The sequence below is a fragment of the Actinomadura sp. B10D3 genome (assembly GCF_039871695.1).
Taxonomy (GTDB): Bacteria; Actinomycetota; Actinomycetes; order Streptosporangiales; family Streptosporangiaceae; genus Spirillospora; species Spirillospora madurae.
The window spans coordinates 534,543-560,801 of record NZ_JBDPLY010000001.1 but is presented as its reverse complement, the minus strand read 5'-3'; the positions used below and the strand labels follow the sequence as shown (position 1 = coordinate 560,801).

The 26,259-nt window shown below is 72.7% G+C and carries 29 protein-coding genes and 1 pseudogene; 14 read left to right on the top strand and 16 right to left on the bottom strand.

Translation table 11 applies throughout. The features are described 5' to 3' along the window. Positions 1-3 precede the first annotated feature (3 nt). From ABGB11_RS02420 to ABGB11_RS02405, 4 genes are all read left to right on the top strand, one after another. A complete protein-coding gene (locus ABGB11_RS02420) occupies positions 4-840 on the top strand; it encodes an alpha/beta hydrolase (RefSeq protein ID WP_347628272.1) in 837 nt (278 codons plus the stop codon). A 49-nt stretch (positions 841-889) separates the two neighbouring features. Next, positions 890-1,828: an alpha/beta hydrolase gene (locus tag ABGB11_RS02415; protein ID WP_347628270.1), complete on the top strand. Its 939-nt coding sequence runs from the start codon at positions 890-892 to the stop codon at positions 1,826-1,828. 189 nt (positions 1,829-2,017) lie between these two features. Beyond that, a complete protein-coding gene (locus tag ABGB11_RS02410) occupies positions 2,018-2,164 on the top strand; it encodes a helix-turn-helix domain-containing protein (protein WP_347628268.1) in 147 nt (48 codons plus the stop codon). Beyond that, positions 2,161-2,370 (top strand): hypothetical protein, encoded by a 210-nt coding sequence (locus tag ABGB11_RS02405; RefSeq protein ID WP_347628266.1) that lies wholly within the window; start codon positions 2,161-2,163, stop codon positions 2,368-2,370. Before ABGB11_RS02410 ends, ABGB11_RS02405 begins: the two co-directional genes overlap by 4 nt. A 60-nt stretch (positions 2,371-2,430) precedes the next feature. On the opposite strand, the gene ABGB11_RS02400 is transcribed toward ABGB11_RS02405, so the two are convergent. After that, entirely contained in the window at positions 2,431-2,805 is a 375-nt protein-coding gene (locus ABGB11_RS02400) for a VOC family protein (RefSeq protein WP_347628264.1), read from the bottom strand. A 146-nt stretch (positions 2,806-2,951) separates the two neighbouring features. Between ABGB11_RS02400 and ABGB11_RS02395 the strand changes: the two genes are divergently transcribed. Then, entirely contained in the window at positions 2,952-3,605 is a 654-nt protein-coding gene (locus tag ABGB11_RS02395; protein ID WP_347628262.1) for a response regulator transcription factor, read from the top strand. A 5-nt stretch (positions 3,606-3,610) separates the two neighbouring features. Then, positions 3,611-4,861, top strand: a complete 1,251-nt coding sequence (locus ABGB11_RS02390) for a HAMP domain-containing sensor histidine kinase (RefSeq protein ID WP_347628260.1) — start codon at positions 3,611-3,613, stop codon at positions 4,859-4,861. Here the strand turns inward: ABGB11_RS02390 and ABGB11_RS02385 are convergent. From ABGB11_RS02385 to ABGB11_RS02375, 3 genes and pseudogenes are all read right to left on the bottom strand, one after another. Next, positions 4,849-6,447 (bottom strand): annotated as a pseudogene (locus ABGB11_RS02385) (FtsX-like permease family protein); the annotation flags it as partial. The gene ABGB11_RS02390 and the pseudogene ABGB11_RS02385 sit on opposite strands and share 13 nt — an antisense overlap. 563 nt (positions 6,448-7,010) lie before the next feature. Further along, complete coding sequence (locus tag ABGB11_RS02380; RefSeq protein ID WP_347628258.1) at positions 7,011-7,709, bottom strand: ABC transporter ATP-binding protein; 699 nt, start codon at positions 7,707-7,709, stop codon at positions 7,011-7,013. 66 nt (positions 7,710-7,775) lie between these two features. Beyond that, positions 7,776-8,918, bottom strand: a complete 1,143-nt coding sequence (locus ABGB11_RS02375) for an acyl-CoA dehydrogenase family protein (RefSeq protein ID WP_347628256.1) — start codon at positions 8,916-8,918, stop codon at positions 7,776-7,778. Between the two features lie 77 nt (positions 8,919-8,995). On the opposite strand from ABGB11_RS02375, the gene ABGB11_RS02370 reads away from it, so the two are divergent. Beyond that, positions 8,996-9,733, top strand: coding sequence for a MerR family transcriptional regulator (locus ABGB11_RS02370; protein ID WP_347628254.1), 738 nt, complete (start codon positions 8,996-8,998; stop codon positions 9,731-9,733). Then, entirely contained in the window at positions 9,730-10,377 is a 648-nt protein-coding gene (locus ABGB11_RS02365) for a hypothetical protein (protein ID WP_347628252.1), read from the top strand. The genes ABGB11_RS02370 and ABGB11_RS02365 overlap by 4 nt, the downstream gene beginning before the upstream one ends. Before the next feature lie 9 nt (positions 10,378-10,386). On the opposite strand, the gene ABGB11_RS02360 is transcribed toward ABGB11_RS02365, so the two are convergent. Genes ABGB11_RS02360 through ABGB11_RS02350 form a run of 3 tightly spaced genes read right to left on the bottom strand, consistent with a single transcriptional unit; the run spans position 10,387 to position 12,888 of the window. Beyond that, entirely contained in the window at positions 10,387-11,994 is a 1,608-nt protein-coding gene (locus ABGB11_RS02360) for a polyamine aminopropyltransferase (RefSeq protein WP_347628549.1), read from the bottom strand. An 11-nt stretch (positions 11,995-12,005) separates the two neighbouring features. Next, positions 12,006-12,443, bottom strand: coding sequence for a DUF350 domain-containing protein (locus tag ABGB11_RS02355; protein ID WP_347628250.1), 438 nt, complete (start codon positions 12,441-12,443; stop codon positions 12,006-12,008). Positions 12,444-12,453: 10 nt separating this feature from the next. After that, positions 12,454-12,888 carry a DUF4247 domain-containing protein gene (locus ABGB11_RS02350; protein WP_347628248.1) on the bottom strand — a complete coding sequence of 145 codons (435 nt, stop codon included), beginning with the start codon at positions 12,886-12,888 and terminating at the stop codon, positions 12,454-12,456. 95 nt (positions 12,889-12,983) lie between these two features. Between ABGB11_RS02350 and ABGB11_RS02345 the strand changes: the two genes are divergently transcribed. After that, entirely contained in the window at positions 12,984-14,177 is a 1,194-nt protein-coding gene (locus ABGB11_RS02345) for a transposase (protein ID WP_347628246.1), read from the top strand. Here the strand turns inward: ABGB11_RS02345 and ABGB11_RS02340 are convergent. From ABGB11_RS02340 to fdxA, 4 genes are all read right to left on the bottom strand, one after another. Then, positions 14,156-14,716 (bottom strand): DUF2617 family protein, encoded by a 561-nt coding sequence (locus tag ABGB11_RS02340; RefSeq protein WP_347628244.1) that lies wholly within the window; start codon positions 14,714-14,716, stop codon positions 14,156-14,158. The genes ABGB11_RS02345 and ABGB11_RS02340 overlap by 22 nt on opposite strands. Positions 14,717-14,718: 2 nt before the next feature. Further along, positions 14,719-15,339 carry a DUF4178 domain-containing protein gene (locus ABGB11_RS02335; RefSeq protein ID WP_347628242.1) on the bottom strand — a complete coding sequence of 207 codons (621 nt, stop codon included), beginning with the start codon at positions 15,337-15,339 and terminating at the stop codon, positions 14,719-14,721. Positions 15,340-15,502: 163 nt separating this feature from the next. Then, positions 15,503-16,588 (bottom strand): succinyldiaminopimelate transaminase, encoded by a 1,086-nt coding sequence (dapC, locus tag ABGB11_RS02330; protein ID WP_347628240.1) that lies wholly within the window; start codon positions 16,586-16,588, stop codon positions 15,503-15,505. A gap of 118 nt (positions 16,589-16,706) precedes the next feature. After that, positions 16,707-17,033, bottom strand: a complete 327-nt coding sequence (gene fdxA, locus ABGB11_RS02325; RefSeq protein WP_132203056.1) for a ferredoxin — start codon at positions 17,031-17,033, stop codon at positions 16,707-16,709. A gap of 112 nt (positions 17,034-17,145) precedes the next feature. Here fdxA and ABGB11_RS02320 point away from each other — a divergent pair, with 112 nt between their 5' ends. Then, positions 17,146-17,403, top strand: coding sequence for a hypothetical protein (locus ABGB11_RS02320; protein WP_347628238.1), 258 nt, complete (start codon positions 17,146-17,148; stop codon positions 17,401-17,403). A 94-nt stretch (positions 17,404-17,497) separates the two neighbouring features. On the opposite strand, the gene ABGB11_RS02315 is transcribed toward ABGB11_RS02320, so the two are convergent. From ABGB11_RS02315 to ABGB11_RS02305, 3 genes are all read right to left on the bottom strand, one after another. Further along, on the bottom strand, positions 17,498-18,346 hold the full coding sequence (locus ABGB11_RS02315) for a polysaccharide deacetylase family protein (RefSeq protein WP_347628236.1): 849 nt from the start codon (positions 18,344-18,346) through the stop codon (positions 17,498-17,500). Positions 18,347-18,507: 161 nt separating this feature from the next. Next, on the bottom strand, positions 18,508-19,380 hold the full coding sequence (locus ABGB11_RS02310; RefSeq protein ID WP_347628234.1) for a crotonase/enoyl-CoA hydratase family protein: 873 nt from the start codon (positions 19,378-19,380) through the stop codon (positions 18,508-18,510). Between the two features lie 86 nt (positions 19,381-19,466). After that, positions 19,467-19,799, bottom strand: a complete 333-nt coding sequence (locus ABGB11_RS02305; protein WP_347628232.1) for a hypothetical protein — start codon at positions 19,797-19,799, stop codon at positions 19,467-19,469. A gap of 45 nt (positions 19,800-19,844) precedes the next feature. On the opposite strand from ABGB11_RS02305, the gene ABGB11_RS02300 reads away from it, so the two are divergent. Together ABGB11_RS02300 and ABGB11_RS02295 are read left to right on the top strand one after the other, a co-directional pair. Continuing rightward, positions 19,845-20,651 carry a methyltransferase domain-containing protein gene (locus ABGB11_RS02300; RefSeq protein ID WP_347628230.1) on the top strand — a complete coding sequence of 269 codons (807 nt, stop codon included), beginning with the start codon at positions 19,845-19,847 and terminating at the stop codon, positions 20,649-20,651. Positions 20,652-20,672: 21 nt separating this feature from the next. Beyond that, positions 20,673-21,338, top strand: coding sequence for a hypothetical protein (locus tag ABGB11_RS02295; RefSeq protein WP_347628228.1), 666 nt, complete (start codon positions 20,673-20,675; stop codon positions 21,336-21,338). A gap of 14 nt (positions 21,339-21,352) precedes the next feature. Here the strand turns inward: ABGB11_RS02295 and ABGB11_RS02290 are convergent, their stop codons facing one another. Beyond that, complete coding sequence (locus ABGB11_RS02290) at positions 21,353-23,251, bottom strand: TNT domain-containing protein (protein ID WP_347628226.1); 1,899 nt, start codon at positions 23,249-23,251, stop codon at positions 21,353-21,355. A 216-nt stretch (positions 23,252-23,467) separates the two neighbouring features. On the opposite strand from ABGB11_RS02290, the gene ABGB11_RS02285 reads away from it, so the two are divergent. After that, a complete protein-coding gene (locus ABGB11_RS02285) occupies positions 23,468-24,556 on the top strand; it encodes an alpha/beta fold hydrolase (RefSeq protein ID WP_347628224.1) in 1,089 nt (362 codons plus the stop codon). Here ABGB11_RS02285 and ABGB11_RS02280 read toward each other — a convergent pair. Continuing rightward, a complete protein-coding gene (locus tag ABGB11_RS02280) occupies positions 24,540-25,496 on the bottom strand; it encodes a zinc-binding dehydrogenase (protein WP_347628222.1) in 957 nt (318 codons plus the stop codon). The genes ABGB11_RS02285 and ABGB11_RS02280 overlap by 17 nt on opposite strands. 156 nt (positions 25,497-25,652) lie before the next feature. On the opposite strand from ABGB11_RS02280, the gene ABGB11_RS02275 reads away from it, so the two are divergent. Beyond that, positions 25,653-26,246: a hypothetical protein gene (locus ABGB11_RS02275; RefSeq protein ID WP_347628220.1), complete on the top strand. Its 594-nt coding sequence runs from the start codon at positions 25,653-25,655 to the stop codon at positions 26,244-26,246. The last annotated feature ends 13 nt before the right edge of the window (positions 26,247-26,259 follow it).

The window sequence follows — 26,259 nt, the reverse complement described above, 5'->3', positions numbered from 1 at the left end:
AGCATGTCCGGCCTGCGCGTGCCCTCCTACACCTCCGTTCCGGTGGACGGCGGTGAGCTGGCCGTCGCCGTGTGGGGCGACCTTTCGGACGGCGCGCCCGTGCTCGCCGTCCACGGCATCACGGCGTCGAGCATGGCGTGGATCGAGACCGCCACGCGGCTTCCTGGCCCGGTGGTGGCCCCGGACCTGCGCGGACGTGGCGGCAGCGGCACCCTGGGCGGCCCGTACGGGATGGCCTCGCACGCCCGGGACTGCGTCGCCGTGCTGGACGCGCTCGGGATCGAGCGGGCCCGCGTCGCCGGGCATTCGATGGGCGGATTCGTCGCGGCCGTCCTCGCCCACCGGTATCCCGAGCGCGTGGCGCGGCTGGTGCTCGTGGACGGCGGCGCGCCGCTGCCCGCACCGCCCGGCGGCCCGGAGACGGTGCTCGGCCCGGCCGCGCGGCGGCTGCGGATGCGGTTCCCGAGCCGGGAGGCCTACCGCGACCACTGGCGGGCGCATCCGGCGTTCGCCGACTGGACGCCCGCCGCCGAGGCCTACATCGACTACGACCTGGCCGGCGCGGACGGCGGATTCCGCAGCCGGGTGTCCGAGGACGCCATGGCCGCCGACTTCGTCGACCTGCACTCGGGCGCGGCGCCGCACAAGGCGTACGAGGCGCTGCCGCACGGCACGCCGTTCCTGCGCGCCGAGCGCGGCCTCCTGGACGAGACGCCGCCGCTCTACCCCGACCCGTCCGCCCTGGCGGAGCTCGACGTCACCACGGTCGCCGGGACGAACCACTACTCGATCCTGTTCGCCGACGCCGGCACGAAGGCCGTCGCCGCGGCCCTGTCCTGACCGCGGCTCGTGCTGACCGCGGCTTGTGCTTGCTGACAAGGAGGGCGCCATGCCATCACTTCTCGGCGGGATCACCGCTCGCATCGTCCCCGCCGGCCGGCTCCGGGTGAACGCCCTGGAGGTCGCCGGACGGGACGCGGGGGAACCGGTCGTCTTCGTCCACGGGAACGTGTCGTCCAGCCTGTTCTGGCAGCGGACGATGCTGGACCTGCCCGCCGGGTACCGCCCGGTGGCGGTCGATCTGCGCGGTTTCGGCGACACCGATCCCCTCCCCGTCGATGCCACGCGAGGCGTGCGCGACTACTCCGACGACGTCGCCGCGACCGTCGACGCTCTCGGCCTCGATCCGGTGCACCTGGCCGGCTGGAGCCTGGGCGGCGGGGTGGTCCTGCAACTCCTGCGCGACCGTCCCGGCTCGGTCCGGACGGTGACGCTGGTGAACCCCGTGTCCCCGTACGGCTTCGGCGGCACGCGCGGGGCGTCCGGCACGCCGTACGACGACCTCGGCACCGGATCGGGCGGCGGCACCGCGAACCCCGACTTCGTGCGGCTGCTACGGGAGGGCGACCGCACGGCCGGCTCCCCGCTGTCACCGCGCCAGGTCCTGCGCTCGTTCTATGTGAGGCCGCCGTTCGCCCCGGCCGACGAGGACATGCTCGTCGAGTCGATGCTCAGCACCCGGGTCGGCGACGACCACTACCCCGGCGACACGGTGAAGGCCGGCGGCTGGCCGGGGGTGGCGGCGGGGCGGCGCGGCGTCCTGAACGCGATCGCGCCCGGCAACTTCCGCCTGGACGACCTGCACACGATCGCGCCGAAGCCTCCGATCGGGTGGATCCGCGGCGACTCCGACCAGATCGTTTCCGACACGTCGATGTTCGACCTCGCCCATCTGGGGGCGCTCGGCGCCGTTCCGGGCTGGCCGGGCGAGGAGTCCCGTCCGGCGCAGCCCATGCTGGCCCAGACCCGGGCCGTCCTGGACGCCTAAGCCGCGGCCGGCGGCCGGCGGCCGGTACGAGGAGATCGTCATCCCCGAGACCGGCCACAGCCCCCACATCGAGAAGCCGGCCGACTTCGCCGCCGCCCTGATGCGGACCCTCACCGGCGCCTGAGTTCCCGCCCGGCGAACACTTAGCCCTTGCGCTAACCATTCGGCGCGCGCGCAATACTTAGCCACATGGCACAGTATTCGGCGCAGCTGGACGGCGTCTTCGTCGCCCTGGCCGACCCGACCCGGCGCGCCGTCGTCCGGCGGCTCGGCCGCGGACCGGCGAGCGTCGGGGACCTCGCCCGCGAGTTCCCGATCACCCTCCCTCGTTCATGAAGCACGTGCGGACGCTCGAAGCGAACGGGCTCATCCGCACGGTCAAGTCCGGCCGGGTGCGCACCTGCGTGCTCAACCGCGAGCGGCTCGGCCTCGTCGACGACTGGCTCGCCGAGCAGCGCCGGATCTGGGAGGAGCGCACCGACTCCGCCTGGTCCACCACGAGGCCACACCGAACGGCGTGCTGCTCCTCGAATACGAGGTGACCGGCCGGGCACCCCAGGGCGCGTACGAGGGCGTCGCCGCCCTCACCTGATCCTCGCCGGTCAGCTCGGGCGGGTCGGCTGCTGGACGTTCCAGCCGTTCCCGTCCGGGTCCTGGAAGAAGACGAAGCGCCCCCAGGGGAACTCCTGGACCTCGCTGACGTCGACGCCCCGGGCGGCCAGCTCGGCGCGTGCGGCGTCGGCGTCCTCGACGACCAGCTGGAGGCCCTGGACCGAACCGGGGGCCATCTCGACGCCGAGGCCGGTGCCGATGGAGATCGAGCAGGCCGACCCGGGCGGCGTCAGCTGGACGAAGCGGATCTCCTCGTTCACCCGGTGGTCGTGGTCCAGGACGAACCCTGCCTTGTCGACGTAGAAGGCCTTGGCGCGGTCGACGTCCGACACGGGGACGTTGACGAGTTCCAGCTTGTAGTCCACGACGGTCCTTTCGGCAAGGGTGTCCGGCGGCACCAATCGTCCCACCGCGATGCCGGACAGGCGCCCTGATGACGTCCTCGTGGACAAGTCCTTGTACGGGTGCGGCGTTAACCGCCGGCTTATGGGAGGTCTGCGGCAATAGGGGGATGCGGGTTCTGGTGGTGGAGGACGAGCGGTTCCTCGCCGAGCTGGTGGCGGAGGGGCTGCGGGAGCGGGCGATGGCGGTCGACGTCGCCCACGACGGGGACGGCGCGCTGGAGCGGCTCGCCGTCAACGCCTACGACGTCCTCGTGCTGGACCGGGACCTGCCCGGGGTGCACGGGGACGACATCTGCCGCGAGCTGGCACGGCGCGGGGAGCCGGTGCGCATCCTGATGCTCACCGCGTCCGGGGCCGTGCACGAACGGGTCGACGGGCTGAACCTCGGAGCGGACGACTACCTGGCCAAGCCGTTCGCGTTCGAGGAGCTGGTGGCGCGGGTGAACGCGCTGGCCCGCCGGAACGCGCCGCCGCTGCCGCCCGTCCTGGAACACCGCGGCCTCACCCTCGACACGGCGCGGCGGCAGGCGTTCCGCGACGGGCGCTACCTGCCGCTCTCCCGCAAGGAGTACGCGGTGCTGGAGGTGCTCATGCAGGCGCGCGGCACGGTCGTCAGCACCGAGAACCTGCTGGAACGGGCGTGGGACGAGAACACCGACCCGTTCACCACCGTCGTCAAGGTGACCATGAGCAAGCTGCGGGCCAAGCTCGGCGAGCCGCCCGTCATCGTCACCGTGCCCGGGAGCGGGTACCGGCTGTGAGGCCGATGACGATCCGGGCGCGGATGACGCTGCTCTACGGCGGGCTCTTCACCGTGATCACGCTGGGCGTGCTCGGCTCCGTGCTGTGGATCCAGCAGAGGATCGTGGACGACAGGGTGCAGGACGTCCCCTTCGTGTCCCAGGCCGCCGAGTGCCGTCGCGGCGCCGCCGACGGCTCCTGCCCCTCTCCCCCGCCGGAGGCGAGGCCGGTCCTCGGGCGGGAGGAGTTCCAGGAGGGCCTCGTCGACTCGCAGAAGGTCGTCATCCTCGGCGCCATCGTGGTGATCGCCGTGCTGGCGTTCGCGGTGTGCTGGTGGCTGACCGGCCGGCTGCTGCGGCCGCTGCACCGCGTCACCGCCACCGCCCGCCGGCTGTCGCTGTCCACCCTGCACGAGCGCATCGCGCTGGACGGGCCGCAGGACGAGGTGAAGGAGCTGGCCGACACCTTCGACGCCATGCTCGACCGGCTGGAGGAGGCGGTCGACAGCCAGCGCCGCTTCATCGCCAACGCGTCCCACGAGCTGCGCACGCCCCTCGCCATCCAGCGGACCGCCATCGAGGTCGGGCTGGCCGACCCCTCGCCGGAGAGGCTCGCCGAGATCCGGGCCGAGATGCTGCGCAACACCCGGCGGTCCGAGCGGCTCATCGAGGGGCTGCTCGTCCTCGCCCAGGGCGAGCGCGGGCTCGACGCCCGCGCCCCGGTGGACCTCGAGGCCGTGGTCGGGCAGGTCGTGGAGGACAACGCGGCGCTCGCCGGGACCGGCCGGATCGCCGTCACCACCGCCCTGCGGCCGGTCACGGTCTCCGGCGACGAGGTCCTCCTCACCCGGATGGCCGCCAACCTGGTGCAGAACGCGATCCTGCACAACCGTCCCGGCGGGGACGTCCGGGTCGAGCTGTCGAGCGGCGGGCTGGTCGTCCGCAACACCGGCCCGGAGATCACCGCCGACCAGGTGGACGGGCTGTTCGAGCCGTTCCGGAGGCTGCACGCCGACCGGACGGGCTCGGCCGAGGGGGCGGGCCTCGGCCTGTCGATCGTCGCCGCCATCGCCGCCGCGCACGGCTTCGCCGTGGAGGCCACGGCCAACCCCGGCGGCGGGCTGACGGTGGCCGTGGCCTTCACGGCGCCCGCTCATTCGCTGCGCAGCACCGCGGCGGTGCGGGTCGCGGCGGCCCAGCCGGCGGGCACCCAGGCGCCGAGGACGGCGACGACCAGCCCGGCGCAGGCGAGCGGAGCCAGCAGCACCCACGAGTAGACGTGGATCCATGACGCGGCCATCCCGCTGCCGAGCAACTCGCCGGTGAGCTCCACGACGCCGTGGTGGGCGAGCACGCCGAGCGGAACCCCGGCGGCGCCGGCGGCGGCACCGAGCACGGCCATGGACGTCACCATCATCAGCACCACCTGCCGCGGCGACATCCCGATGGCCTTGAGCACGCCGAGGTCGCGGGCGCGCTCCCGGGCGCTGAGGACCACGCTGTTCAGCACCCCGAGCGCCGCGGTCGTGCAGATGATCAGCGAGAACAGCAGGAAGAGGCCGCTGAAGACCGCGCTGCCGCCGAGATCGGACTCGCTGACCTCGGCGTACAGCCCGCTGGAGGCCGCGTTGATCCGCTCGGCGTAGGCCGCCGGGTCCGTCCCCGGCTTCACGATCACCGAGACCGGCCGGATCTCGGGGCCCTGCCCGGTAACGGGAAGGCTCGCCGCGTCCAGCATCAACCTCTTGGCGTCGTCGTGGGAGAACGCGCCCACGACGCGGACGGTGACCTGCTCCTCGTCCACCCGCAAGGTCAGGGCGTCGCCCACGTCCAGGTGGTCGAGCCGCATGAACGCCTCGCTCGGGACGATCTCGCCGGGCCCGCTGAACCAGCGCCCGCGGACGAGGTTGTCACCGAGGAACGCCCGGTAGTCGCCGCTGTAGGTCTCGGCGTTGAGCTTGGAGGGCGAGCCCGGCACCGTCACCACCGTGGTGCCGGACGACATCACGTGCGCGGTCCCGGGCTGCGCGCGCACCGCCGCGAAGATCTGCTGCTCGGACGTGCCGGACGGGCCGCGGCGCGGGTCGGGCCCCACCTGGACGGACGTGTGCCCCTCGGTGTCCGCCGTCAGGATGCCGAGGACGGTCTGCTGGAGCCCCGTCCCCATGGTCACCGCGGCCACGCCGAGGCAGAGCCCCGCGAGCGTGAGCGCCGCCCTGGCGGGACGCGCGACGGGCAGGCTGAGGCCCAGCCCGAGCGAGGCGGGCAGCCGGGTCCGCGCGAGCCACCGCTGCACGCGCCGGCCGCGTCCCCGCCGCGACACGGCCCCGGCGCTGATCGCCTGGACGGCCGGGAGCCGTCCGGCCCGCAGTGCCGGAAGGACCGACGCCAGCACCACCAGCGCGAGGACGCCCGCGCCCGCCGCCGCGTCCAGGAGAGGGTCGGCACCCCCGGCGGACGGCAGGTCGAAGCCGGACGCCAGGTCCGCCGCCATCCTCCCGGCGAGCAGGTGCCCCGCCGCCAGGCCCGCGGCGCAGCCGAGCACCGCCGGGGCCAGGACCGCCATGACGAAGACGGCGGTCACCTGGGCCGGGGTGAAGCCGATCGCCTTCATCACGCCGATGCGCCGGTAGCCGGAGATCACCGCGCCGCCGACCACGTTGGCGATCAGGAACACCGACACGGCCATCGCGAGGGCGCCGAACACCGTGACGAACGGGATCAGCTGCTTGAACTCCTTCTCGAACTCCTCCCGGACGGTCAGGTAGGACTCGAAGCCCCGCGCCGGCAGCCCTCCCGTCGCCGCGGACAGGCTCGCGCGGACCTGGGACGCGTCGGCGGCACGCGCGAACCGGTACTCCATCAGCAGCCCGTCCGGCCGGAGCGCGCCGATCTGCTCCGGCGTCACCCAGCCGCCTGGCCCGGAGTCGGTCGCCGAGGTGGCGAACCCGACGACGGTGAGGCCCGGCGAGACGGTGCTTCCCAGCCTCAGCGGCCCCATGGGCTTGCCCCGGAGCACGATCTCCCCGGCCTTCTCGGCCCACCGCCCGGACGTGATCGTCAGCCGGTCGACCGGCCCGCCGGGCCCGGACCGCCCGGCGACGATCAGGCTCTCGCCGCCGACCGGGACCGGCCCGGCTCCGCGGGGCAGCCCGGCCGTCTGGTAGGGCCCCGCCGCAGCGGTGACCCCGGACGCGTGCGCGGTGGCGGCGACCTGCGCGAAGGTCACCTTGGACGCATCGAACGACACGGTCGCGTGCGCCCCTCTCGCCTTCTCGAAGGCGTCGTCGAACAGCGAGTTCGACGCGGACAGCAGCCCCAGCCCGAACACGAGCGTCGCCGTGGACAATGCCACCACCACGGCGACGCTGACCGTCTGCACCCTGCGCCGCCGCACGCCCGCCCGCGACGCCGCCCAGACCGCGCTCATCGGACCCGCTCCTGCGCCGTCTCCCGGACGATCCGCCCGTCCACGAACTCGACGATCCGCGTGGCGCACCGCGCGGCCAGTGCCTGGTCATGGGTGACCAGCAGGACCGTCTGGCCCCTCCCGTTGAGGTCGAGCAGCAGGTCGATCACCTGCTCGCCGGTCGCGCTGTCGAGCGCCCCGGTCGGCTCGTCCGCGAGCAGCAGCGCCGGACGGTTCATCAGCGCCCGCGCCACCCCGACCCGCTGCCGCTCGCCCCCGCTCAGCACCGCCGGGTAGGCGTCCCGCCGCCCGGCGATGCCGAGCTCGTCCAGCAGTTCCAGCGCCCTGGCCCGCGCCCTGCGCGCCGGGACGCCGGCCAGCCGCCCGGCCAGCGCGACGTTCTCCAGCGCGGGCAGATCGTCGAGCAGGTGGAAGAACTGGAACACCATCCCGACCCGCCGCCGCCGGAACCGGGCCAGCGCCGCCTCGCCCATGCCGGTGAGCTCCCGGCCGTCCACCGCCACCAGCCCGGACGTCGGCCGGTCCAGCCCCGCGACCATGTTCAGCAGCGTCGACTTCCCGCTGCCCGACGGCCCCATCACCGCGACGGCCTCGCCGCGCCGGACCTCCAGCGTCACCCCGTCCAGCGCGGCGACGCTCCCGTACGCCTTCCGCACGGCATCGAGCCGCACGACCACTTCCTCATGAATGTCCACGCCCCCACCGTGGCGTCCACGAGGTTTCACGGCGGTGAGCGGAAACGCTGACCGCCGCCTTACACGTCAGACGCCGAGGGAGCGGCCGATGATCTCTTTCATGATCTCTGTGGTGCCGCCGAAGATGGTCTGGATGCGGACGTCCTGGTAGGCCTTGGCGATCGGGTACTCGGTCATGTAGCCGTAGCCGCCGTGGAGCTGGACGCAGCGGTCGACGACGCGCTTGAGCAGCTCGGTGTTCCACCACTTGAGCATCGCGGCCTCGTCCGCGGTCAGCTCGCCGTCGCTCTCCTTGAGGATGCACTCGTCGGTGAAGGAGCGGGCGACGGTCAGCTCCGTCTTCATCTCGGCGAGCGTGAAGCGGTTGTACTGGAACTTGCCGATGGGACGGCCGAAGGCCTCGCGGGTCTTGCAGTAGTCGAGGGTCCGCTCGAAGGCGTCCTCGGCGGCGGCCATCGCGGTGGCGCCGATGGACAGGCGCTCGCGGGCGAGGTTCGTCATCAGGTAGACGAAGCCCATGCCCTCCTCGCCGAGAAGGTTCTCCTTGGGAACGCGGACGTTGTCGAAGAACAGCTCGGCGGTGTCCTGGGCGTGCATGCCGACCTTGTCGAGGTTGCGGCCGCGCTCGAAGCCGTCCATGCCGCGCTCGACGACGAGGAGGCTGACGCCCTTCGCGCCGGCGGACGGGTCGGTCTTGGCGACCACGATGACCAGGTCGGCGAGGATGCCGTTGGAGATGAAGGTCTTCGAGCCGTTGAGGACGTAGTGGTCGCCGTCCCTGACCGCGGTGGTCCTGATGCCCTGGAGGTCGGACCCGGCGGCGGGCTCGGTCATCGCGATCGCGGTGATGATCTCGCCGGAGCAGTAGCCCGGGAACCAGCGCGCCTTCTGCCCGGGGCTGCACAGCTGCCGCAGGTAGCCGCCGTTGATGTCGTTGTGGACGGCGAAGCCGGGGCCGTGGATGCCGGCCTTCGCCAGCTCCTCGTTGAGGATCACGTAGTAGCGGTAGTCGCCGTCGCCGCCGCCCCCGAACTCCTCCGGCATGTCGATGCCCAGAAGGCCCGCGCGTCCCGCCGCCAGCCACACCTCGCGAGAGACGATGCCGTCCTTCTCCCACTGCTCGTGGAAGGGCGCCGCCTCCTTCGCGATGAAGGAGCGCACCATGTCGCGGAAGGCCTCGTGCTCCTCGGTGTAGATGTCCCGTCCCATCCGGCGGTCTCCCTCGGTAAGTGGCTGCTGATACAGCATTAATGTAACACTGGTGCTGTCACATAGAGGGAGGCGGGATGGAGCTCACCGTCGACGAGCTGGCGGCGCGCGCCGGGGTCACCGTCCGCACCGTCCGGTTCTACGCCGGGCGCGGCCTGCTCCCGCCCCCGCGGCTGCGCGGCCGGACGGGCCTCTACGGCCCCGCCCACCTCGCCCGGCTCGAACTCGTCCGGGAACTCCAGTCGCTCGGGCTGACGCTCGCCTCGATCGAGAAGCATCTGACGAAGATCCCGCTGGACGCGCCCGCGGAGGACCTGGCACTACAGCGGGCGCTGCTGTCGCCGTGGGCGCCCGAACGCCCGGAGGAACTCCACCGGGACGAGCTGGACCGGCGGGTCGGGCACCGGCTCGACGACGAGACGATCAAGCGGCTGGAGGCCCTCGGGGTCGTCGAGCCGCTCCCGGACGGCGCCGTGCGGGTCGTCAGCCCCGCCCTCCTCAGCAGCAGCGCCGAGCTGGCGCGGCTTCCGATGCCGCTGGAGACGCTGGTCGCGTCGCACGCGACCGTCGACCGGTACACGACCGCGCTGGCCGCCGAGCTCCAGCAGGTCTTCCAGGACACCGTCGTCCGGCCCTACCGGGAGGGCGGGCGCGCGCCCGAGGAGCGGGAACGGCTCATGGAGATGGCCGGGAAGCTCAAGCCGCTGATGATCCAGTCGCTCGTCACGTCGTTCCAGCGCGCGGTCGACAAGGCGATCCGGCAGTCGGTGCCCGCCGGCAGGGATCCGAGCGCCCGCGAAAGGACCTCCGAGTGAACGGTCGTTCCCGCATCTTGATCGCGGTTCTGAGCGCCGCCGCGGCGGCCACCGCCGGTGGCTGCGGGTCGACGGGCGACCGTCCCTCCACGGTGCCGTTCCAACCGGGCGAGCTGCGATCGGTGCCCGACCCTCTCACGCTGCTGACGGCCGACCTGCGCCAGGACATGCGCCTGGACGAGGACCGCCGTTCGACGTGCCGGAACTTCGGGTTCAACGCCGGCAGCGCCGTGACGATCTGGGATTGCACTCTGCGCCCGCCGCAAGGAAAGAAGGTGACCTTTCCCAAGAGCGAGGCGGATCACTCCGCGCGCGGAGCCGTGCTGCGTATCCGGCTGGAAGTGCATCACCCGAAAGGCGGCCAGACCGCCACCGCGCTCGCGGCGGCCGGATTCGCCGACGGCAGGAAGGTCTTCGGCCCGGCGGCGCGGCCCCTCCGAGCGGGCGATGAAGCCTTCATCTCGTCTGACGAGCCCGGCGAAGGCGAAGCCGTCACCGCCCTTGTCAGGGCGCGGAACGTGGTGGTCAGCATCTCCGCGGCCCTCTACCCGGCTCTCCGGCGGCCGACCCTCGCCGAACTGGAACGCCTCGGCGCGCGCGTCGCCACCGAAATGGGCCGTTCCCTCGCCGGACTCGAAAGCTGAACGGCCCGATCAGGAGTTCTTCCACTCCTCGCCCTCGTACTCCACCAGGCGCGGGTGGACGAGGGTGTTGACGCCGACGTCGCGGCCGCGGCGGTCCTTGGGGAAGACCGCCGACGCCTGGAGGACCGCCGCGTCGAGGAAGCGGAGGTCGGGGACCCCGGGCGCGAGGCCGAGCGCCGGAGGCCTCTTCGCGGGGGACGCCAGCACGTAGCCCCAGTCGCCGAAGCTCGGCACGTCCACGTGGTACGGGACGGTCGCGAAACCGGCCGCGGCTATCGACTTCTGGATGCTCCAGAACGACTTGGGCGCGAAGAACGGCGAGCCGGACTGGACGACCATGCGCCCGCCAGGGGCGAGGGCCCGCTTGACCATGCCGTAGAACTCGACGGAGTACAGCTTGGCGGTGGACACGTCGTCGGGGTCCGGCATGTCCACGATGACCGCGTCGTACTGCTGGTCCAGCCCGCGCAGCCAGGAGAACGCGTCGGCCGTGACGACCCTGGCGCGCGGGTCCTCGAACGCGTGCCGGTTGAGCGACACCAGGGGCCCGTACGTCCGGGCCAGGTGGATCATCTCCGGGTCCAGCTCGACGAGCGTCGCGCTCTGGACGTTCTTGTACCGCAGCACCTCGCGCAGCGCGAGCCCGTCCCCGCCGCCGAGGATCAGCACCCGCCCGTGCGGCCCCGACATCAGCGGATGGACGAGCGACTCGTGGTACCGGTACTCGTCCACCGACGAGAACTGGAGATCCCCGTTCAGGAACAGCCGCAGGTCGGACGGCCCCGGGCCGGCCTGCCGCGTGATGACGATCTCCTGGTACCGGGTCCGCTTCGACAGCGCGATCGGGTCGGCGTACAGCGCCTGCCGCGCCGACACCTCGAACCCGTCCGCGAGCGCGTACGTCCCGCCGAGGACGGCGAGGACGGCGACCATGCCGAGCCCGAGCGCGATCCGCGCGACGCGCCCGACCTGCCCGCGGAACAGCCACAGCACGACCGCCATCCCGGCGACCGCGTTGACGGCGCCGACGAGCAGCGCGCCCCTGATGTGCCCGAACGCGGGCAGCAGCAGGAACGGGAACGCCAGGCCGCCGATCAGCGCGCCCACGTAGTCGGCCGCGAACAGGTCGGCGACCGCGGACCCCGCGTCCTGCTTGCGGATCCGCTGCAGCAGCGTCATCAGCAGCGGGATCTCCGCGCCGATCAGCGCGCCGACGGCGAACGCCACCACCACCAGCGCCGGGACGTACAGGTCGAGCCACGCGAACGCCGCGTACAGCACCAGGACCGACACCCCGCCGATCAGCGCGAGGGCGCCCTCCACCACCGCGAACGCCACCACCGGGCGGCCCTGCAGCGGCTTGGCGAGCAGCGAGCCGATGCCCATGGCGAACACCATGACCGACAGGACGATCGACGCCTGCGTGACGGAGTTGCCGACGAGGTAGCTGCCGAGCGCGACCAGGGCCAGCTCGTACACCAGCCCGCACGCCGCGCACGCGAACACGGCGGCGAGGACCAGCGCCCGCGCCGCCCGCGCCGGGACGCGCGGCCGCCCCGGGCCGTCCCCCTCGGGCGGGGACGTGTCCGGGGCGGTCGGGCGGACGGCCTGGTCCAGGTCGCGGGGCGTCAGGAGACCGCCCCGGCCACGATCGCGGCGACGCCGAGGTCGGCGGCGGCGACGACCCAGCCCGCCGGGTGGATCGCGGCGCCCGCGCCGTCGGCGCCGACGAGCGTCGCGCCGAGCTTGCCGGGCGTCATCACGTCCAGCAGCAGGAACGCCACGATCATCAGCACGATGCCGATGCCGCCGAACACGGCCGTGTCGATCAGCCCGTCGCTGAGGTCGTTGTCGCTGGTGATGATCGCGGTGGTGACGATCATGCCGACGCCGAACAGCTTGACCGCCAGCAGCAGCGCCGCCCCCCGGTTTCCCTCGGTCCAGATCTGCTTGCCGAGCTTGCCGGGCGTCGTCACCTCCACCACCAGGTAGCCGAGCGCCATCAGCGCGATGCCCACCGCGCCGTAGGCGAACGTCGCGCCGATCTCCTGCAGGATGTCGTTCATCTGTCGCTCCTCATTTACCCGACCCTGGGCCGCCGCCGCGGAAGGATGCGGCGCCGCTGCTCGTCCATCCGTTGCTGCCGGGGCTGCTCCAGCGTCCGCCCACGTGGGAGTAGTGGCGGCTGTAGCCCCGGCGGGCCCCGTCGACCGTGATCCGGCTCCCGGTCCCGTCCGGCAGGACGCCGACGACCAGCTTCGGGTAGCGCATGAAGATGCCGCCGTTCGCGCCCATGGTGGCCATGTCGTCCACCCGGTCGATGGGCTTGAACTTGCGGCCGATCTCCGAGGCGACCGTCTGCGGGGGTTTCCCGGACCGGTAGGTGTCCGAGCCGACCTTGGTGTACTTGTCGGCGATCCACGACTTCTGCGAGGTGCCGCAGCCCCCGAGCGTCGCGACGGTCAGGGCGGCGGCGGCCACGGCGCCCGCCACCCGGTATCTGCTGCTCACCAGGCTTCTGGGGCGGCTGCCCCGTCCCTCAGCGCGTGGAGGAGGCTCCTCCAAGTGGTCATGTTCTGTCGGCCCTTTCCGCTAGCTTCGTGTGCATGGCCCGTTACCGCTTGCAGCCGACCGCCTGTCAGGAGGCGGCGCTCCTGGAGCACTGCGGACACGCCCGGTTTGTGTGGAACCTCGCTGTCGAGCAACATCGACACTGGCGACCAGGCCGCCGTTCGGCGCCGGGGTTCGCCGAGCAGTGCCGCCAACTCACCCAGGCCCGCGCCGCGTTCGACTGGTTTCGCGCGGGTTCGCAGACGGTTCAGCAGCAGGCGCTCAAGGACTTCGCCCAAGCCATGGCGAACTACTTCGCCGGAAGCCATCGGCGGCCGACGTGGCGTAAAGCCGGTCGGCACGAAGGGTTTAGGATCGTCGGCCAGCGTGGGAGCGCTTGGGATGTTCGGCGCGTCTCCCGCCGCGTGGGCCAAGTCAAGGTCCCGAAGGTGGGGTGGGTTCGATTCCGGTGGTCGCGCCCCGTCCCCCCTGAGGTGAAGTCGTTCCGGATCACCCGCGATCGTGCCGGGCGCTGGCATGTCGCGTTCACTGCGATCCCGGCCCCCCTTCCAGCGCCGGGCAACGGCACATGCGTCGGGGTGGACCGGGGCGTCACCGTGTCGGCGGCGCTGTCGACCGGGGAACTCCTGCACGCACCCTGCCTGACCGGCGCCGAGGCTGCGCGACTGCGGCGGCTGCATCGCAAACTGGCCCGTGCGAAGCGAGGTTCGAATCGCCGCGCCCGCGTCAAAGCCGCCATCGCCCGCCTGCGTGCCCGAGAAGTGGACCGACGCCGCGACTGGGTGGACAAGACCACCACCCGACTGGCCTCCGACTTCGATGTGATCGCGGTCGAGGACCTGAGCGTGCGGGCCATGACCAGGTCCGCCAAAGGAACCGTGGACGCCCCCGGCGCGGGCGTCCGGCAGAAGGCCGGGCTGAACCGCGCCATCCTCGCGGGCGGGTGGGGTTGCCTGGTCAGGCGACTGGAGCACAAGGCCCCCGGCCGGGTCATCCGGGTCAATCCGCGTTACACCTCGCAGACCTGCCATGCCTGTAGGCACCGCGCGCCGGACAACCGCAAGAGCCAAGCGGTGTTCCGGTGCGTCGCCTGCGGGTACCGGGCCAACGCCGACGTCAACGCGGCACGTAACATCCAACTCGCGGCAGGGCATGCCGTATCCGCGCGGGAAGGGCCACGGGTTGCCGGGCCAGTGCACCGCGAACCTCAACTCATCCTCCTCCCGTAGGCCGATGGGTTGGAATCCCCCGCCTTCGGTCCGGGGGAGGACGTCAACAACCGGCTTCGCGTCATGACGATCTCCCGGGTCTGGGGGTAGGCGTGCCAGGTCCGCCAGCCGAGCCCGGCCTCTTCCCGCGCTGTCTCTTCCAGGGTCAGGGCGGTGACGGCGTGCGGGGAGCCGGGGAAGGCCCCCGTCAGCGCGTCACCGCGGTCCGCGAGCCGCGCGCACACCGCCTCGACGGCGCGGGCGAACGCCGTCGCGTCGCTGTGCGCCGCGGTCGTCGCGGCGAAATCGTAGGTCCAGCCGGGCACGGTCGTGCTCGCGCGGCCGGGGAGCGGCTCGGTGGCGTCCGGCAGGCACGCCACCGTCTCGCTCAGCGGCCCGGCGATCACCTGGTGGGACGCGCCGAGCAGGCGGAACTCCACCGTCAGGCCCGCGCGCTCCACCGGCAGGACGGCGAGGGCGTCCAGCGGCGGCAGCCCGAGCGCGAACGACAGGCCGTCGGCGCGCGCGTCGGCGTAGGGGGTCTCGAGGGTTGCGCGCAAGGTCAGCTACCGCCACCCGGGTAGATCGTCATCGACCCGGTCGGGACGCGCTCGCCGAGGCCCGCCTCCCACTGGCCGCCGCCGTACTGCTCGAACGACAGGTACTTCCCGCGCGGGCCCTCGTAGTCGACGTACTCGACCCGGCCCTGGACGCCGACGCCGGTCGTGCCCTCGCTGGTGTAGTCGGCGGTGCCGTGCTCGTCGCGGCGGTACTCGACGCCGTCCACGACGAGGGTCTTCTCACCGGGCCGCAGGTCGCCGACGTCGTGCTCGGTCCACCAGACGACCTCCAGGTCGGGGTCCTCCTCGACGGAGATCCACACCTTGGTGCCCTCGATCGTGTCGGCGTCCAGGAGGTGCTCGCTCCAGGTGAAGCCGCCCTCCTTCAGCCGCAGCGAGCCGCGGACGAAGTAGCGGGTGCCGAGGTACTCGACCATGTCGCCGGCCTTGAGGGCGCGCGGGTCGCCGGCGACCTGCTGGTCGGCGGCGAACGGGTCGCGCGGGGCGGCGGGGGCGGGGGCCTGCGCCGCGGGGGCCGAGCGGCGCCGCAGCAGGACGGCGATGAGCACGACCAGGGCGACCAGGATCAGCGCGAGCAGGATCACTATCGCCGCTTTGTCCACGGGCACCTCCGTCGTTTCATCCACAACACGGGCAACAGACCTGCGGATCCTACCGACTGTGGCCTCTCATGCCCATACCGCATTCAGACGTATCAAACGGCCTGGCGGTTTCAGCGGGAAACGGCGGATTTCGCGGCGCCGTGCGCGGGGCGCTCTCCGCGCCTCAGAGCCGGTCGGCGGCGGCCGCCACGCGCTCGTCGGTCGCGGTGAAGGCGATCCGGACGTGCCGGGCCCCGGCCGGGCCGTAGAACTCCCCGGGGCCGACGAGGATGCCGAGGGACGCCAGGTGGGCGACGGTGTCCCAGCACGGCTCGTCCCGCGTGGCCCACAGGTAGATGGACGCCTCGGAGTGGTCGATCCGGAAGCCGTGCCTCTCGAACGCGGCGCGCAGGACGGCGCGGCGGCGCGCGTACCGGGCCCGCTGCTCGTCCACGTGCGCGTCGTCGCCGAAGGCGACCGTCATCGCGGCCTGCACCGGCGCCGGGACGATCATCCCGGCGTGCTTGCGGACCTCCAGCAGCCGCTTGACGATCGCGAGGTCGCCGGTGAGGAACCCGGCGCGGTAGCCCGCCATGTTCGAGCGCTTGGACAGCGAGTTGATCGCGAGCAGCCCCTCATGGGAGCCCTCGCACACCTCCGGGTGCAGGATCGAGACCGGCGGCCGGTCCTCGTCCCAGCCGAACTCCAGGTAGCACTCGTCGCTGATCACGAGGGCGCCGCGCCCGCGCGCCCACGCGACGACCTTGCGCAGGTGCTCGGCGGGCAGCACCTTGCCGGTCGGGTTGGACGGGGAGTTCACCCAGACGATCGTGGGGTTGACCGGGCCGAGCGACAGCAGCCCGTCCGCCGCGACGGGCGTCGCCCCGGCCAGCCGGGCCCCCACGTCGTAGGTCGGGTAGGCCAGCTCGGGGAAGACGACCCGGTCGCCGGGGCCGGCGCCGAGCAGCGTCGGCAGCCAGGCCACCAGCTCCTTGGTGCCGAGGACGGGCAGCACCGCGTCCGGGTCGGCGCCGGACACGCCGACGCGGCGGCGCAGCCACCCCGCGACCGCCTCGCGCAGCTGCGGCGTCCCGTAGGTCTGGGGGTAGCCGGGCGCGTCGGACGCGCCGGCGAGGGCCGCCCGGACCGGTTCGGGGGTGGGGTCCACGGGCGTCCCGACCGACAGGTCGACGATGCCGTCCGGGTGGGCCAGCGCCCGCTCCTTGTACGGCGCGAGCCGATCCCACGGAAAGTCCGGCAGCGTGAACACGGCCCCATCCTCCTCAGCAAACCCATCGGGCCGTGGTCGTGCCCGACCACGGCCCGTTTTCGACGCAGGCGGCCCCGGGGCCGCGCCCCCGTGGAGCGCTCCCGGCGCGCTCCCCCGGTCAGTCCTCCTGGCTCTGCGGGGGCAGCGCGGCGACGAGCGGGTGGTCCTTGTCGATCTTGCCGACCTTGGAGGCGCCGCCCGGCGAGCCGAGGTCGTCGAAGAACTCCACGTTCGCCTTGTAGAAGTCCTTCCACTGGTCAGGCGTGTCGTCCTCGTAGTAGATCGCCTCGACCGGGCAGACCGGCTCGCACGCACCGCAGTCCACGCACTCGTCCGGGTGGATGTACAGCATGCGCTTGCCCTCGTAGATGCAGTCGACCGGGCACTCCTCGATGCATGCCTTGTCGAGCAGGTCCACGCAGGGCTGCGCAATGACGTAGGTCACGTCAGTGACTCCTCTCGGATATCCGGCCCCGCCGCACGTCACGGGTCACCGCAAGCTCGCTGTGAATAGTATGGCCGCCACGGCGCAATCGATTCGACATGGGGGTCCTCACATGTCCGGCCGCTTTGCCGCGCGGCTGGTGGTGTCCATCAGCAGCGCCGACGTGGGCCAGCGGATCTCGCTGCGCCGCCGCCTGCCAACGGGAGAGTACAGCGACGTCGTGGGGGTGCTCGAATCCTGGTCCGCCGGGACGCTGGCGGTGCGCCGCCGCGACGGCGAACTCGTCGAGGTGCCCGAGAGGACCATGGTCGCGGCGAAGGTCGTCCCGCCGCAGCCGCCGCCCCGCCGGCGCCCTCGCGCCACCGAGTAGCGCCGGCCGGTCAGCGCTTGCCGGTCAGCGCTTGCCGGTCAGCGCTTGCCGGTCAGCGCTTGCCGGTCAGCGCTTGCCGGTCAGCGCTTGCCGGTCAGCGCTTGGCGGGCGACCGGGTCGCCACGACCTCGGCCGGCGGCTCGGTCGGTTCGGGCGCTTCGCTCCGTTCGGTGTAGGACTCGCCCGGTTCGAGGTCCCTGCCGCCGAAGAGCTCCGTGACGGTGACGAGGGTGAACCCGCGCTCGCGCAGCCCGGCGATCACCGCGGGGATGGACTCGACGCTCGGCCGGTGGGTGTCGTGGTACAGGACGATGCCGCCGCGCTTCGGCTTCCTGACCCCGATCCTGATGTCGCGGGCGCGGTCGCGGTAGCGCCAGTCGAGGGTGTCCACGCTCCACAGGATCAGCGGCATCCCGACCGCCTTGCCGACCCGGTCGTCCGTCGACCCGTACGGCGGCCGCACCAGCGCCGGCCGCACGCCGGAGGCGTCCTCGATGGCCCGCTGCGTCCGCCGGATCTGCGACCGTACCTCGGCGGCCGAGCGGCCGGTCAGGTCCGGGTGGGACCAGGTGTGGTTGCCCAGCTCGTGACCTTCGAGTGCCATCCGCCGCACCAGGTGGGGATGCTCGCGGACGTTCTGGCCGAGCAGGAAGAACGTCGCCCGCGTCCGGGTCCTCTTGAGCGTGTCGAGCAGGCGGGCCGTGTAAGGGCCGGGCCCGTCGTCGAACGTCAGCGCCGCGCACTTGACCCGCTCGCAGTCGATCCGCCTGGGCGGAGGCGGGGTGCGGCGCGCCGTCGGAGACGCGGACGGTGATCGCTCCGGCCGTCCCGCGGATTGCGGCGCGGTGTGCCGCCCGGACGGCCGTGCGTGCCGCTGCGGATGACCGCACCCCGCCGCGAGCAGGACTCCAACCCCGATGACGGCGAAAATCCGGATCCGCACCACGTACCCCCGAGCGTGTTACCTAGTGGAGGTGTGTACCCTCCGTCACGCTAGCGACACACGCCGTGAAGGTCCGGAAACGCAAGATCGTCCTTGACCGCGAGGAGGGATGTGCGTCCATCATGCAGGCGCCCCGTCCGGGGCGGGAACCCGGGGTGGGCCTACCGGACGGGCCAGTCGGGCACTTCGGGCGGAAGGTCCTTGCTGACGCGCAGCGGGAAGACCGCGCCGCGCTTCTCCAGGAAGGACGAGACGCCCTCGATCGCGTCGGCGCCCCCGCCGAGGGCGGCCATCAGGCGGGAGTCGGCGATGTGCGCGTCCCACGGGGACGCGGCGGACAGCCCCGACCACATGAGCCGGCGGATCGCGGCGACCGAGACCGCGGAGGTGTTGGCGGCGATCTCGCGAGCGAGGTCGTAGGCGGCGGGAAGGAGGTCGTCCGGCGCGTGGACGCGGGAGACGAGGCGGCCGTCGAGGGCCTCCTGCGCATCGAAGACGCGGCCGGTCGCCGCCCATTCCATGGCCTGGGCGATGCCGACGATGCGGGGCAGGAACCAGCTGGACGCCGCCTCGGTCACGATGCCGCGGCGCGCGAAGACGAACCCGAACCTGGCCTTCTCGCTGGCGAGCCGGACGTCCATCGGCAGGGTCATGGTGACGCCGACGCCGACCGCGGCCCCGTTGAACGCGCCGATGACGGGCTTGAGGCAGCGGGCGATGCGGAGCGCGACCGTGCCGCCGCCGTCGCGCTGGGTGCCGTCCTCCAGGACGTCGTCCTCGCCGGCGTACATGTCCCTCGACCGCTCCCTGTCGAAGGTGCCGCCACCGCCGCTCAGGTCGGCGCCCGCGCAGAACGCGCGGCCCGCACCGGTCACCACGACGGCGCGGACGTCGTCGTCGGCGTCGATCCGGTCGAAGACGTCGAGCAGCTCCTTCCGCATCACGAACGTGAAGGCGTTCAGCCGCTCCGGACGGTTCAGCGTGACGGTGGCGACCCCGTCCCGGACCTCGTACTCGATCTCCTGGTACGGCACCCTGTGATCCTCCTCGCGCCCGAGACTGGCCAGAATTGCATTCTAGAACGGTCTATAAAGGCACGGGACGTCCTGGTACCGGGAGGTCAGGTGCTCGCCTCGGGGAACAGCCGGACCACCACGTCCCGGAACCACTCCGCCGGCTCGCAGCCCGGCGGCGGGACGGGTTCCAGCATTCCGTCCTCGGCGAGTGTGAGACGGATCTCAGTGTCCCCGACCCCGCCGGGGATCTCACCGGTCGCCGCGAGGCGCTGCGCGAGCGCGGCGAGGACGCGCGCCCAGCCCTGTCCCAGATACGGCGGAAGCCCGGCGGCGCGCAATTCGGGCAGCCCTCGGGCGGACAGGCCGGACGTCCGCAATGTGAGCCCCGACGGCCCTTCGGCCCCCATGACGCGGACCTCGGACGTGACGTCCGCCATTGCAACGCCACCTCCTACGCGGGCATTGTCCGATAAATTATGACAGTGAACTGGGCCGTGACGACGTACGACTCCGCCTTCGGGTACGTGTCCGCGCACGGTGCGCCCCTCGTGGACCTGCTCGATCCGCAGCCCGGCGAGAAGGTCATCGACCTCGGGTGCGGCACCGGCTCGTTCAGCGCGGAGATCGCCGAGCGGGGCGCCGAGGTGCTGGGCATCGACGGCAGCCCGGACATGGTCGCGCAGGCGACCGCCACGCACCCGGGGCTGTCGTTCATCGTCGGCGACGCCCACGACTTCACGGTGGGCGACTCCTTCGACGCGGTCGCCTCGAACGCGGCCCTGCACTGGATGACCCGCGACCCCGACGCCGTCATCGGGCGCGTGCACGCTGCGCTGCGGCCGGGCGGCCGGTTCGTGGGCGAGATGGGCGGCGCCGGGAACTGCGCCGAGCTGATCGTCGCCATGCAGACGGCGTGGCGGGTGTTCGGCCTCGGCGAGCCGGAGCTGCCCTGGTACTTCCCGTCCCCGGCCGAGTACGCGACCAAGCTGGAGGACGCCGGGTTCACGCTGCGGCTGCTGGAGCACGCCGAGCGGCCGACCCGGATGACCGAGGGGCCGAACGGCGCCGCCGACTGGGTCCGCGCCTACGCCGCCCGCGCGCTCGCCGACGTCCCGCCGGAGCTCGTCGACCCGCTCCTGGAGCGGGTGAACGACCTGGCCGCGCCCGCACTGCGCCGCGAGTCGGGCTGGGTCGCCGACTACGTGCGGCTGCGGTTCGCCGCCGTCCGCCGGTCGGACGGCCCCTCGCCCGCGACCTTCGGGCCCCTGGCCTCCGACCGCCCGCTCTAGGCCCCGCCCTAGGGTGGAGTCATGCTGCGTCTGCATGACCACAGGACGGGACGGGCCGAGCCGCTGCCCGGCGGGCAGGGCCTGCGCGTCCAGGTCCTGACGGACGCCTCGGGCGGCGCCCGCTACCGGCGGGCGGTCGTCGCCGATCTGCTCCGGCGGGTCGCCGAGCGCGGCGGGCGCCGGGTCCGGGTCTGCTGCACCCCTCCCCCCGCGGACGACCTGGCGGACTACAACGTCCAGCCGTTCGAGGACATCTCGCTGCCGGAGGCCGACGTGTACGTCTCCGGTGCCGCCGACGCGGACGCGCTGTGCCTCGTCGTCCCGGACGAGACCGGCGGCTGGGCGGCCCCGGACGCGCTCGCCGCGCGCCTGGCGATGCTGGAGACGCCCTACCGGGAGCCGCTGGACCTGTCGCCCGCGCGGGTGTCGTCCGCCCGCGAGCGGCTGGACGGGTGGCGGCGCGGGGTCGCCGGCTGGGCGACCTCCCCGGGGCGTCCCCTGAACCGGGAGTACGCGCGCGAGGCGGAGGCGGCGCTGGCCGACGACCTCGGCGGCCCGGCCGCGCTCGCCGTCCTGGACCGGCTCGCCGCCGACCCGGACGTGCCGCCGGGCGCCAAGCTGGAGACCGCCATCCACCTGGACCTGCTGCTGGGGCTCGGGCTCGTCGCCGCGATCGGCACCGCTTGATCAGCACCGCTTGATCAGATCTCGATGAGGCTGCCGTCCGCGAGCAGGTCGGCGATCGACCGCCGGAACACGTGCGCCGTCCCGCCGCCCGGCTGGCCGAACCACGGGATGGCCATACCGGTCAGCGTCTCCAGAGGCCGCTGGAGCCGGTAGGCGTGGTAGGGGCGGTCCTGCCATTCGGGCGGCAGCGACCGCTGCGGATACGGCGTGCGGGCCGTGTAGGTCACGTTGCCGTCCGAGCCGCCGTAACGGTCCACTTCCGCTCCTGCGGCCAGTTCCGTCACGTGGCGGTCGCGCAGAAGGGACAGCGGGGGTTCGCCCTTGAACGGCTCGAACGGCCCGTCCTGGACGGTGTGGCGCGGGTCCATCAGAAGCCGTCCGAGCAGATGCACGGATGCCTGCTCGGCGTCGTCGAAAGTGGCCTCTTTAGCGCGTTCGCCGTCCCGCATCTGGAAGACGGACCAGCGGTCTGCCTGAGACAGAAGGCACCAGACGCCTTCCGCAGTGTCGTTGATGCGGTACGCGGCACGATCGACGCGGAGCTGGTCCAGGCGGTGCTGGAGCTTGCTCGTCCAGTCGGGTTCGGCGTCGGTGCGGACGCGTTCGGGGACGGCGCGTCCGGTCACTGCAGCGTTGGCCGCGTTCATCGTGTCGTCGTCGACCGCGGGGACGCGGAACCCGTTCGCCCTGATGTGCGCGACCAGATCGGGCTCCGGCGGGAGGCCGTGCTCGCTCAGGTAGTAGGCCACCGCGCCCGACCAGACCCACGTCCCGTCCGTGTGGAACGTCAGCGGCACCGAGGCGCCGCGCGACGGGTCGAGCCGGTCGGGCGCGTTCGAGCGGGCGGCCATGACGGTCGGGGCCTGCCGCAGGTACTCCGCCACGCGGCCGGCCTCCTCCGGCGGGACGGGCGGGCGCGACACGGCGGGACGGGCCCCGTCCGGGCCGGCATGGTCGAAGATCCTCGCCCGGCGGAGCCCCGACCGCGGCATCGGCGGCGGGGTGTCGGCCATCGCGGCCGGCACCGGACGCGGCCCGAGCCGCCGCGCCATCCACCCGGGCACGTCCTCGCGCGGGAACCGCTCCAGCTCGCGCCGGACGTCGTCGGCGGACGGCTCCGCCTCCCACGGCGGCTCGTCGTCGTAGGTGAAGTTCGCCCGGCAGCGCACCGCCCCGTCCTCGTACACGACCTCGACGTCGATCCGGGACCACGTGGAGCCCTGGAACGCGTGCGTGCCGGCGCGGAGCCGGTCGAGGAGCCCGGCGGCCGCGGCGGGCGCCGTCCAGTCCATGCGGGAGCCGCCGGCGCGCAGGCACGCCATCGCCGGGTACTCCACATGCCCGCCGACCGCCTGGTAGTGCCCGGAGATCCTCTCCCACAGCGGCGGCGCGTGGTCGACGATCAGGGTCGGGAGCTGGTTCGACAGCAGCTCCATCTGCTCGACCGGGTCCAGCGGCCCCGGGTCGGGCGCCGGCCGGCCGGCCGGCTCGCGGCCCTCCATCCGGTCGCGCAGCCAGTCCGGCATGTTGGCGCCGTCCCGCGGCATGACGATCTGGTCGCGCCGCCAGCAGTCCACCGGGATCGGCGGGTCCCACAGCGGGTCGAAGTCGTGGTTGTAGAGGCAGCGCGCCGAGCCGGGCTCGATGATCGCCGACATCGAGAACCAGGTGCCCTGCTCGGACAGGTACTGCGCCCGCCGCAGGTCCATCAGCAGGCCGCTCAGCTCCTCCGGGACGCTCTCCGCCATCACGATCTTGCCGTCGCCGGTGAGCACCGTCAGCGCCACGTCGTTCACGGCGACCGTCGCGACGCAGTGCAGGTCGATCCGCCGCCAGCCCGGAGGGGCGAGCCGCCGCGCGTAGGCCGCGGCCTGGTCCTCCAGTTCCGCGATGCGGTCGCTGCGCCCCGTCACGGCCCCGTCCTCCCCGTCCTGATGGCTCCCCCGATGGCACCTGCCCGGCAGGTTAACCGCACGGATCAATCTATTGCGGAGTGCCCCGGACGTTGGCGACGCTCGCGGGAGGCTAACTTCGATGTCGTGTCGACCGCAGCTCCAGAGTCATCCACGCCGGAGGCCCCGGGCCCCACGAGCCCCCCGAACCGGCCGCGCCGCCGTGCCCGCCGGCTGATGGCGGGGGCGATCGCGGCCACCGTGCTGCTGTGCGCGGTCGTCGGCGGGATCGGCTACTACTTCGCCGGCGTCGCCATCGAGGTCGATCACGCCCCCGAGTACCCGCTCACCATCGAGGACGCGGAGAACGGCACGGTCACCCTGCCCCGCGAACCTGCGACGGAGCGCGCCGGCACATGGGCGCTGGTCTGGGAGGGCGGGCGCGCGATGCTGGGGCCGATCGTCGGCGGCGACGACGACCACGTCGTCCGGAAGGTGTCGTCCCTCGTGGAAGGCACCCTGGAGAAGGGCGCGCCCGCGGCCATCGACCACTGGCTCTACGACGGCGACCCGAAAACGGCCCTCGGGCTGCCCTTCCAGGACGTCACTTATCCGTCCGAGGTCGGGCCCATGCCTGCGTGGCTGTTGCCTGGGACGTCCTTCCAGCGCACCTGGGTGATCGGCGTGCACGGACGGAACGCCGACAAGGCCGAGACGTTCCGCGTCATGCGAGCGGTCCACCAGCTCGGCATGCCGATGATGTCGATCGCCTACAGGAACGACGTGGGCGCGCCACCGTCCAAGGACGGCAAGAACCATCTCGGCAACACCGAATGGCACGACGTCGTCTCCGCCATCGGCTACGCGCGCGCACACGGCGCGACGGGCGTCGTCCTGTACGGATGGTCGATGGGCGGGGCGATGGCGATGACGACGCTCCGCAAGGACCCGACGTTCGTCCGCGGCGTCGTCCTCGACTCCCCCGTCATGGACTGGAGCGCCACCCTCGACAAGCAAGGCGACGCCCGCCACCTGCCCGTCTTCGTCACCGACGTGGCCAAGCGCATCCTGCAGTGGCGGATCGGCATCGACCTGGCCGACTTCGTCCAGCACCGGTACGCGCCCCGGCTCAGGACACCGGTGCTCCTGTTCACCACCGAGGACGACGAGATGGTCGCCAACCGCCCCGCCTTCACCTTCGCCGAGAAGGCGCCGCCCGGCATGGTCACGCACATCACCACGCCGGGCGACCACACCGAGGCCTGGAACGTCGACCCGGCCGCCTACGAGGGCGCGCTGGCGGCCTTCCTCAAGAAGGTCGGCTGACCTCCAGGAGGGTCTTGCCTATGGTCCGGCGCTCCTGGATCGCGGCATGCGCGCCGGCGGCGTCGTCGAGCGGGAAACGCTGCCCGATCAGCGGCTTCAGCCGTCCTGCGGCGGCCTCCGCCAGCGCGCTCGCCGTGTACTCGCGCAGCTGCTCGGGTGTCGCCTGTGGCCGGACGAGCGTCACGCCGCGCTCCCGCGCCTCCTCCTCGGGGACGTCCGCCCATTCACCGCTGGCGAGGCCGAAGCTGACCATCCGCCCGCCGTCCCGGAGCAGGCCGAACGCCTCGCGGGCCACCTCACCCCCCACACCGTCGAAGACGACGTCCACCTTCCCTGCCTTGCGCGCCCACCCGGGTTCGCCGTAGTCGACGGCCTCATCGGCACCGACCCGCATCGCCACCTCGGTCTTGCGCGCGCCCCCGGCCGCCGCGACGACCGTCGCCCCGGCGGCCTTCGCGAGCTGGACGAGGAGCGACCCGACACCGCCCGCCGCCGCCTCCACCAGCACCCGCTCACCCTCGCGCGGCCGCGCGGCGGTGACCATCATCGTGGCCGTCCGCCCGTCGGCCAGGAGCGCGACCGCGTCATCGAGCGCCAGACCGTCGGGCACCTCGAACAGGCCCCCGGCGTCCACGGCGACCTTCTCGGCGTAGGCGCCGCTGCCTCCCGTGCTGGTGACGACCCTCCGTCCGACCAGCCCTTCGTCAACGCCCGCGCCGACCGCCGAGACGACGCCGCCCACCCCGTTGCCGGGAATGACGGGCGGCTCCAGCCGCACCGGCGCCGGCCCGGTGCCCGACCGCATCTGCGTCTCCACGAACGTGATGTTGACAAAGGCGACGTCGACGAGCGCCCGCCCCTCGCCCGGCACCGGATCCTCGGCGTCTCCCGGGACCAGCACCTCCGGCCCGCCGAACTCTCGCAACCACACGGCACGCATCCGAACCCCCTCCGACAGCGGTAGTCGCCACAGCCTCCTACCTCAAGCTTGGTCGAGGTCAAGCGGGTCGCAACGAATCCCTTTTCTCCCCACACGCATCTCTGTAAGCTTTCGCGCGTATTCCGCCCCGTTGTCGGCAGCCGCTCAGGGATGGCGATGCGCACCCGGTTGGTCCGTTTCACCCCGCTGGGGTCCCGCCGCGCCGCCTGCCTGCCCGTCCTCCTCGCCGTGTGCGCCGCCGCGGGCTGCGGCTCGTCCGGCTCGTCCTCCAGCGGCGAGCTCGCCCCCAACGGCCAGTTCGACACCGGCGGCGCCGCCCCCGCGCAGACCGCCGTCGCCCCGTCCTCCATCCCCACGGCGCAGCTTTACAAGACGGTCCTCGACCGCTACCGCGCCTACCAGGCCGCCTACAAGAAGGCCTACGAGACCAACGACCCGGCGGGCCTCGCCGACGTCGCCACCGACCCCCTGCTCACCGAGGTCACGAACGACGTCGAGGCCACCAAGGCCAAGGGCGAGATCTGGCGCTTCACCAACACGTTCAACCCCCGCGTCTACGCCCGCTCCAAGGACAGCACGAAGGTCTACGTCATCGACTGCGTCCGCACCCTCGCCGGCTACCGCTACTCCGCCAAGACCGGCAAGCGCCTCGACGGCGGGCGGGGCGGGGCCTACGTGTATCGGACGACACTCCAGTACGACTCCGGCACCTGGAAGGCGGCCGCCACAGCCCGGGACAAGGCATGCTGACGGCCCGCAGGGA

Bases quoted from the DNA above. Each gene is read 5' to 3' on its own strand.
- ABGB11_RS02420 (WP_347628272.1), top strand. From the start codon at position 4: ATGTCCGGCCTGCGCGTGCCCTCCTACACCTCCGTTCCGGTGGACGGC.
- ABGB11_RS02415 (WP_347628270.1), top strand. From the start codon at position 890: ATGCCATCACTTCTCGGCGGGATCACCGCTCGCATCGTCCCCGCCGGC.
- ABGB11_RS02410 (WP_347628268.1), top strand. From the start codon at position 2,018: ATGGCACAGTATTCGGCGCAGCTGGACGGCGTCTTCGTCGCCCTGGCC.
- ABGB11_RS02405 (WP_347628266.1), top strand. From the start codon at position 2,161: ATGAAGCACGTGCGGACGCTCGAAGCGAACGGGCTCATCCGCACGGTC.
- ABGB11_RS02395 (WP_347628262.1), top strand. From the start codon at position 2,952: ATGCGGGTTCTGGTGGTGGAGGACGAGCGGTTCCTCGCCGAGCTGGTG.
- ABGB11_RS02390 (WP_347628260.1), top strand. From the start codon at position 3,611: ATGACGATCCGGGCGCGGATGACGCTGCTCTACGGCGGGCTCTTCACC.
- ABGB11_RS02375 (WP_347628256.1), bottom strand. From the start codon at position 8,918: ATGGGACGGGACATCTACACCGAGGAGCACGAGGCCTTCCGCGACATG.
- ABGB11_RS02370 (WP_347628254.1), top strand. From the start codon at position 8,996: ATGGAGCTCACCGTCGACGAGCTGGCGGCGCGCGCCGGGGTCACCGTC.
- ABGB11_RS02355 (WP_347628250.1), bottom strand. From the start codon at position 12,443: ATGAACGACATCCTGCAGGAGATCGGCGCGACGTTCGCCTACGGCGCG.
- ABGB11_RS02345 (WP_347628246.1), top strand. From the start codon at position 12,984: ATGGCCCGTTACCGCTTGCAGCCGACCGCCTGTCAGGAGGCGGCGCTC.
- ABGB11_RS02320 (WP_347628238.1), top strand. From the start codon at position 17,146: ATGTCCGGCCGCTTTGCCGCGCGGCTGGTGGTGTCCATCAGCAGCGCC.
- ABGB11_RS02305 (WP_347628232.1), bottom strand. From the start codon at position 19,799: ATGGCGGACGTCACGTCCGAGGTCCGCGTCATGGGGGCCGAAGGGCCG.
- ABGB11_RS02295 (WP_347628228.1), top strand. From the start codon at position 20,673: ATGCTGCGTCTGCATGACCACAGGACGGGACGGGCCGAGCCGCTGCCC.
- ABGB11_RS02285 (WP_347628224.1), top strand. From the start codon at position 23,468: ATGGCGGGGGCGATCGCGGCCACCGTGCTGCTGTGCGCGGTCGTCGGC.
- ABGB11_RS02280 (WP_347628222.1), bottom strand. From the start codon at position 25,496: ATGCGTGCCGTGTGGTTGCGAGAGTTCGGCGGGCCGGAGGTGCTGGTC.
- ABGB11_RS02275 (WP_347628220.1), top strand. From the start codon at position 25,653: ATGCGCACCCGGTTGGTCCGTTTCACCCCGCTGGGGTCCCGCCGCGCC.